Here is a 7,110-nt window from a genome sequence, read left to right on the forward strand (position 1 = left end):
TTCTACTATAAAGAATCTAAAAATTGTTCCAAAAATTGAATCTGCTTTTCTGCGCTAATCTTGGAACTTGACCCTTCACTTTGCTTAGAATTTAAAGAATTTTCAAAGCTCAAAAGTTTTACAGCTTCTTTATCAAAAATAGGATTAAATTGTGCAAGATCTTCAATTTGACTTATATCAATTCCTTTTTTTTCCGCTTGTGCAACTAAATCTCCTACGATAAAATGTGCCTTTCTAAAAGGAATATTTTTTTCACGCACCAAATAATCAGCCAAATCTGTAGCAAGCAAATGACCTTTTTTACAAGCTTGAAGCATATTTTCTTTATTGATTTGAATTTTTTTTAGCATAGCATTTAAAATAATCAAACTTTCTCGAGCAGTTTTAACACTGTCAAAAAGACCTTCTTTATCTTCTTGCATATCTTTATTATAAGCTAAAGGCAAAGCCTTCATTGTAGTTAAAAGAGAAACTAAATTTCCATAAACACGACCTGTTTTTCCGCGTATAAGCTCACAAACATCTGGATTTCTTTTTTGCGGCATTATAGAACTTCCAGTAGAAAAACTATCGTTTATAGTTAAAAAATTAAATTCTGAACTAGAAAATAAAATCATCTCTTCACAAAGTCTTGAAGTGTGCGTAAAAATTACTGCTATATTATAAAGCAAATCTAAGGCAAAATCCCTGTCGCTTACCCCATCCATAGCATTAAGCATAATATCTTTAAAACCTAACATTTGAGCGCTTAACTTACGATCTGTCTGATAACTTGTTCCTGCACAAGCACAAGATCCAAGAGGAGAGTAGTCAGCCAACTCTAAACCATTTTGCAAACGTCTAATATCTCGCATAAACATAAAGGCATAAGTTAAAATATAAAAAGAAAAACTTACCGGCTGGGCGTGTTGTAAGTGAGTAAAACTTGGCATAATAGTCATCTTATGCTCTTTAGCATAAGAAATTATAGTTTCAATAAGTTCTTTTAAAAGAAAAATAAGTTCTGTATTAGATTTTTTTACAAAAAGCTTAAAATCTGTAGCTACTTGATCATTTCTACTCCTAGCAGTATGGAGTTTTCCTCCTGTTTCAGCTCCTATAATTTCGCTTAAACGTTTTTCTATTGCCATATGAATATCTTCATTTTTGATATCAAAAATAAATTCTCCCTGCTCTATTTCATCTTGAATTTGATTTAAGCCTTTTATGATATCATCTAGTTCTTCTTTTTTTAAAATACCACAACTTTCAAGCATTCTAGCGTGGGCAATAGACCCTGATATATCCTCTTTAAATAAAATTTTATCTATATCCAAACTTGCATTAAATTTTTGCAAAAGCTCATCGCTTAACTCACTAAAACGTCCGGACCACATTTCATTTTTCATTACAACTTCCATTCAAAAAACAATTAAATTTTTGGACCAAATTGTCTAAATTCTGTTCCTTCTTTAACATCTTCATAGCGTTTAAAATTTTCTATAAACATTTTAGCAAGCTTATTCCTTGCAGCACAATATGCATTTTTATCTTCCCAAGTATTAATAGGATTTAAAAGCGAACTCTCAATCCCTGTTAAATTTTTAGGAATAGCTAAATCAAACACATCAAAATTTTCAAATTCACAATTTGATATACTGCCATCTAAAATCGCATTAATGCAAGCTCTAGTCGCCTTTATACTCATTCTTTTACCTACTCCATAGCTACCGCCTGTCCAACCTGTATTGACCAAATAAACATTAACTTGATGTTTATGAATTTTTTCACCGAGTAATTTTGCATAAACAGTTGGATGAAAAGGCATAAAAGGCTCACCAAAACAAGCTGAAAAAGTAGCTTGTGGTTCAGTAATTCCACGCTCTGTTCCAGCCACTTTGGCAGTATATCCACTTAAAAAATAATACATGGCCTGTTCTTTACTTAGTTTGCTAACAGGAGGCAAAACTCCAAAAGCATCTGCGCTTAAAAAAATAATATTTTTTGGATGCCCTGCTTTTAAATTTGGCTCATGATTTTTTATATGTTCGATTGGATAAGAAACTCTTGTATTTTCAGTTTTAGAAGCATCGCTATAATCCACACTTTTATCTTCCTTTAAAACTACATTTTCTAAAAGTGCATTCTTTTTAATTGCTGCATAAATTTCTGGTTCACTTTTAGGATCAAGGTTGATTGTTTTTGCATAACACCCTCCTTCAAAGTTAAATACACCTTCATCATCCCAACCATGCTCATCATCTCCGATTAGCTTTCTTTTTGGATCGGTAGATAGAGTCGTTTTTCCTGTACCACTTAGCCCAAAAAACAATGCCACATCTCCCTTTTCGCCTACATTAGCACTACAATGCATTGAAAGTTTATTTTCAAGAGGTAGCCAATAATTCATCATAGAAAAAATACCCTTTTTCATTTCTCCAGCATACCAAGTTCCGCCAATAATCGCGATATTTTCTTCTATATTAAAAGCTGCAAAAACTTCAGAATTTAAACCATCTTGTTTGTATTCATCATTAACGCATTTACAAGCATTAAAAACAATAAAATCGGGCTTAAAATTTTCTAATTCTGTTTCATTTGGACAAATAAACATATTTTTTACAAAATGTGCTTGCCAAGCAATTTCGGTTACAAATCTCACAGCTTTACGACTTTCTAAAGATGCGCCACAAAAAACATCTTGTATATAAATATCTTTTCCGCTTAATTGATTTTTAGCCTTATTTAAAAGCTTGTTAAAAAGCTCTTTTGTAATTGCTTGATTTACTTTACCCCAAGCTATATATTTACTAGAAGGCTCTTGTTTAACAAAATATTTATCTTTTGGGCTTCTACCTGTAAAAATTCCGGTATCAATACAAAAAGTATCATTATTGCTACATTGTCCTTCTTTGTTAATATTTTCATGATTAAATAACTCGTCATAGCTCAAGTTATAATAAATTTTTTTTGTATCCTTCAATCCCAAGCTCTCGAATTTCTCCATCTTTTACCCTTTAATGATTTTTGTATGTCGCAATAATTTCACCCTCGTTGATATTATCACCAATCTTTATATAAATTTTTTCAATCACTCCATCTTTTGGAGCATTAACTTCAATTTCCATTTTCATAGCTTCCAAAACTGCTATGACTTGACCACTCCTAACCTGTGAACCTTTATCAATATAAATTTTGAAAAGGGCACCAGAAATTGGAGCTTGTATTAAATCAGCTTTTTGATGATGGTTACTTGGTATTTCTTCTACATTTTTCACTTCGACTTTATCACCAAAACCAGAATTTATCTCTACAAAATATTTATTTCCATTTACTGTAACGGTAAAATGATTTTCATCAATATTTTGCTTAGGCATTGCTAAATTACCTTTACGTACATTTATCTTAGTCTCTCCTTTTAAAAAACTTATACCTTTTTCTTTGCAAGTTGCCGCAATAAAAATATTTTCCTCGCTTGCTTCAATATTTTCTTTTTCTAATAAAGTTTTAATATAAGATATCTTCTTTGTTTCATCTCTATCAGCTAAATCAATAGCTAGTTCCTTTGTAAGCTCTAGTTTAAGTTGTTCTGCTGCAAGTTTTATGATTTCATTATCTGGCTTCATTGGTGTTTTTCCAAAATAACCAAGAACCATTTTGCCATAACCTTCAGCAATTTTTTTCCAAGAACCAAACATTACATTGTTAAAAGCTTGTTGAAAATAAAATTGAGAGACCGGAGTTACAGAAGTTCCAAATCCTCCTTTTTCAACAACTTCACGCATTGCTTTGATTACTTCTGGAAAGCGTTCTAAGATATTATTATCTCTCATCATTTGGGTATTAGCAGTTAAAGCTCCTCCTGGCATAGGAGAAAAAGGAATCAAAGGATTTACCTTATTTGCTTCTGGAGGCATAAAATAATCTTTCAAGCAATCTTTGAAAATTTCTTCATATTTTAAAATTTTTTCTTCTTCAAGTCCACCTAAATCGTAATTTTTTCCTTTAAGTGCATGCATCATGGTTAAAATATCAGGCTGAGAAGTTCCTCCACTTACAGGAGCTGCTGCTAAATCTATGCCATCAATCCCCGCTTCTAAAGCTGCTAAATAACAAGCTATACTTATCCCTGCTGTTTCATGGGTATGAAGTCTCATGTGAATTTCTGAAGGCAAAATTTTCTTTGCCATTTTAACTGTTTCATATATTTTATTGGGATTTGCAGTACCACTTGCATCTTTGAAACAAATACTATGAAAAGGAATTTTAGAATCTAAAATTCCTTTTAAAATTTTTTCATAAAAAGATACATCATGAGCTCCACTGCATCGTGGTGGTAAGTCCATCAAAGTAATGCAAATTTCGTGTTTTAAGCCATACTTAACAATACATTCTCCGCTAAATTTAAGATTATTAACATCATTTAAAGCATCAAAATTTCTAATCGTGGTCGTTCCGTGTTTTGCAAAAAGTTTTGCGTGCAATTCAACGATCTCTCTACTTCCGGTGTCTAAAGCAACGGTATTGATCCCTCTTGCCAAAGTTTGCAAATTTACATTCTTTCCAACAATAGATCGAAATTTATCCATCATTTCAAAGGCATTTTCATTTAAATAAAAATATAAACTTTGAAATCTTGCACCACCTCCAAACTCAAAATGGGTAATTCCTGCTTCTTTTGCAGCTTCTATTGCAGGAATAAAATCTTGCATTAAAACTCTGGCCCCATAAATAGACTGAAAACCATCTCTAAAACTTGTATCCATCACATCTATAAATTTTTTAGCCATTGTTTTTCCTTAAGAAAAAATAATATTAAATATTATACAAAGAAAAAAATAATACTTTATAAAAATTAATTATAAATATCTAGCTTATTTTCAGATATTTAAATAAAACATTTTTAATAAAAACAACATCTACACAAAACCAACAAGCTTAGTAATTAAAACTGCTACAACCGCTAAAGGTGAAATAAATCTCACAAATAAATACCAAATTTCAAAAAATATACCTTTCATATAGGGCTTAAATAAAATTTTTAAAGTCTCCTTTTTAATAACAAAGCCAACAAAAATAGCTACTAAAATTCCTCCTAATGGCATAATAATTTTGCTAGAAAAACTATCGAGCAATTCAAAAAAACTCATGCCTAGAATTTTAAACTGAGTTGAATCTAAAGAAGATAAAATGCATAAAACGCCTAAAATATATACTAAAGTACCTATAAAAAATAAAGCTTTTTTACGACTCATTTTAAAAGTGTTAATCAAATAAAAAGCCGAAGGTTCTATCATGGAAACTGCTGAAGTAATACCAGCAAATACCAAAGAAACAAAAAATGCGGTTCCAAAGATATGCCCTGTTAATCCAAGATTTTGAAATAAAGTAGCCAAGGAAACAAAAACAAAACCCGGGCCCTCTTGATTTGGATCGTATCCAAATTCAAAAATAAAAGTAAAAACAACAAGCCCCATTAAAAGTCCGACTAAAAGATTAATAAAAATAATATTTAAAGTGCTTGTAATAAAATTAGTTCGATCAGGCAAACTTGCTGAATAAGTAATGATTGTTCCAACACCTAAGGATAAACTAAAAAAAGCAAGACCCAAGGCTTCAAGTGTATTAGAAATATTAATTTTATGAAAATCAGGAACAAAAAGAAATTTTAAGGCCATTACAAAACCGTCCTTAGTCATCGCATAAATTAGCATTAAAATAAGCAAAATAAACAAAGAAGGCATCATCCATACATTTAATCTTTCAATACCATTTTTAATTCCTTTAGAAACAGTATAAAAAACTATAAAAAAAACCAAACTAAAACAAATAAATTGACTTAAAAAATCATGGCTTATAAGAAAATTGAAATCAAGGGCACTTGATTTCAAATCACTTGGTAATTGTCCAATAATGCTCAAATATGCATATTTAACCACCCATCCAATGACTAAAGTGTAAAAAGAAACAATTAAAATAGACCCTATCATAGTAAAACCTACAAAAGACCAAGCTTTTTTATGTTTAAGTGCTAATTTTTTATAAGCATTTACCGGATCTTTTTCACTAATTTTACCAATACTTAATTCAGCTAAAAAAATCACAAAACCAACACCTAGAGTTAAAATGATATAAAGTAAAATGAAAGCTGAACCACCGCTTTGTCCTACAAGAGTAGGGAATTTCCAAGCATTTCCTAAACCCACGGCTGATCCTGCCACAGCTAAAATAAAACCTATTTTTGAAAATTTAGAACTCAAATTACAACCTTAACAAAATATTTAAAACTCTTAATTAAAGCGAAAAAAGCTTTAATCTTTGATGAAAAAAGCATAAAATAACATTATTTAATAAAATCAAAGATAATTTATGATATAATCTCTAAAATATTTTAAACCTTTTTAAATATCGAGTAGGGATACGCAAGCCGAAAGTATTTTAAAGATTTTAAAAATATTTTAAAAATATTTTCAAGGTATTATTATGAAAAAAATTATTTTTTTACTTTTAGCTTTTTCAGCGGTGGCTTTCGCGGCTGAAACGAATACTTTAGTTGAGCAAGAAGCTATAAATATATGGATTAAAGCTTTTTCGGTTTTAGCGGCTGGTTTAGGTTTAGGCGTTGCAGCACTTGGTGGTGCTATTGGTATGGGAAATACAGCAGCGGCAACTATAGCAGGAACAGCTAGAAATCCTGGTCTTGGACCGAAATTGATGACTACAATGTTCATTGCTTTAGCTATGATTGAAGCACAAGTAATTTATGCACTTGTTATTGCTCTTATAGCTCTTTATGCAAATCCTTTTATACAATTTACTGCATCTTAATTTTTAACCCATTTGTAATAAATGGGTTGGTTTTTGCGGTTATGGTGGAACTGGTAGACACGCCATCTTGAGGGGGTGGTGCGCTCAGCGTGTGCGAGTTCAAATCTCGCTAACCGCACCATTTGTTTTATTTTTTACTTCTTTTAATTTTTTTTAATTCCTTTTATCTTGCTATAAAATAGGCTTTTAATAAATGATGGATTGCTTTAGATTATCTTTAATTTATTTTAATTTATTATACTTTACAAAAATTTTTTATTGACTTTATTATTGACCTAGTTAAATTTTCTTATTGACTCTATT

General features: G+C 30.6%; 5 protein-coding genes and 1 tRNA gene. 2 read left to right on the plus strand and 4 right to left on the minus strand.

Annotation, left to right across the window (positions count from 1 at the left end):
• Positions 1-5: 5 nt before the first annotated feature.
• The 4 genes from argH to CQA69_RS04695 all read right to left on the minus strand — a co-directional run bounded on the left by argH (position 6) and on the right by CQA69_RS04695 (position 6,239).
• The gene (gene argH / locus CQA69_RS04680) at positions 6-1,388 is read right to left on the minus strand and encodes an argininosuccinate lyase (protein ID WP_137620640.1); all 1,383 of its coding nucleotides are present in this window, start codon (positions 1,386-1,388) and stop codon (positions 6-8) included.
• Between the two features lie 23 nt (positions 1,389-1,411).
• Entirely contained in the window at positions 1,412-2,986 is a 1,575-nt protein-coding gene (gene pckA, locus CQA69_RS04685; RefSeq protein ID WP_137620641.1) for a phosphoenolpyruvate carboxykinase (ATP), read from the minus strand.
• 10 nt (positions 2,987-2,996) lie between these two features.
• Complete coding sequence (locus tag CQA69_RS04690) at positions 2,997-4,769, minus strand: biotin/lipoyl-containing protein (protein WP_137620642.1); 1,773 nt, start codon at positions 4,767-4,769, stop codon at positions 2,997-2,999.
• Between the two features lie 129 nt (positions 4,770-4,898).
• Complete coding sequence (locus CQA69_RS04695; protein ID WP_137620643.1) at positions 4,899-6,239, minus strand: sodium-dependent transporter; 1,341 nt, start codon at positions 6,237-6,239, stop codon at positions 4,899-4,901.
• Between the two features lie 223 nt (positions 6,240-6,462).
• Between CQA69_RS04695 and CQA69_RS04700 the strand changes: the two genes are divergently transcribed.
• Together CQA69_RS04700 and CQA69_RS04705 are read left to right on the plus strand one after the other, a co-directional pair.
• Positions 6,463-6,807, plus strand: a complete 345-nt coding sequence (locus tag CQA69_RS04700; protein ID WP_137620644.1) for a F0F1 ATP synthase subunit C — start codon at positions 6,463-6,465, stop codon at positions 6,805-6,807.
• A 35-nt stretch (positions 6,808-6,842) separates the two neighbouring features.
• Positions 6,843-6,928 (plus strand) — tRNA-Leu (locus tag CQA69_RS04705).
• The last annotated feature ends 182 nt before the right edge of the window (positions 6,929-7,110 follow it).

Origin of the sequence: Campylobacter estrildidarum (genome assembly GCF_005406205.1) — a bacterium.
GTDB classification, from domain to species: Bacteria; Campylobacterota; Campylobacteria; order Campylobacterales; family Campylobacteraceae; genus Campylobacter_D; species Campylobacter_D estrildidarum.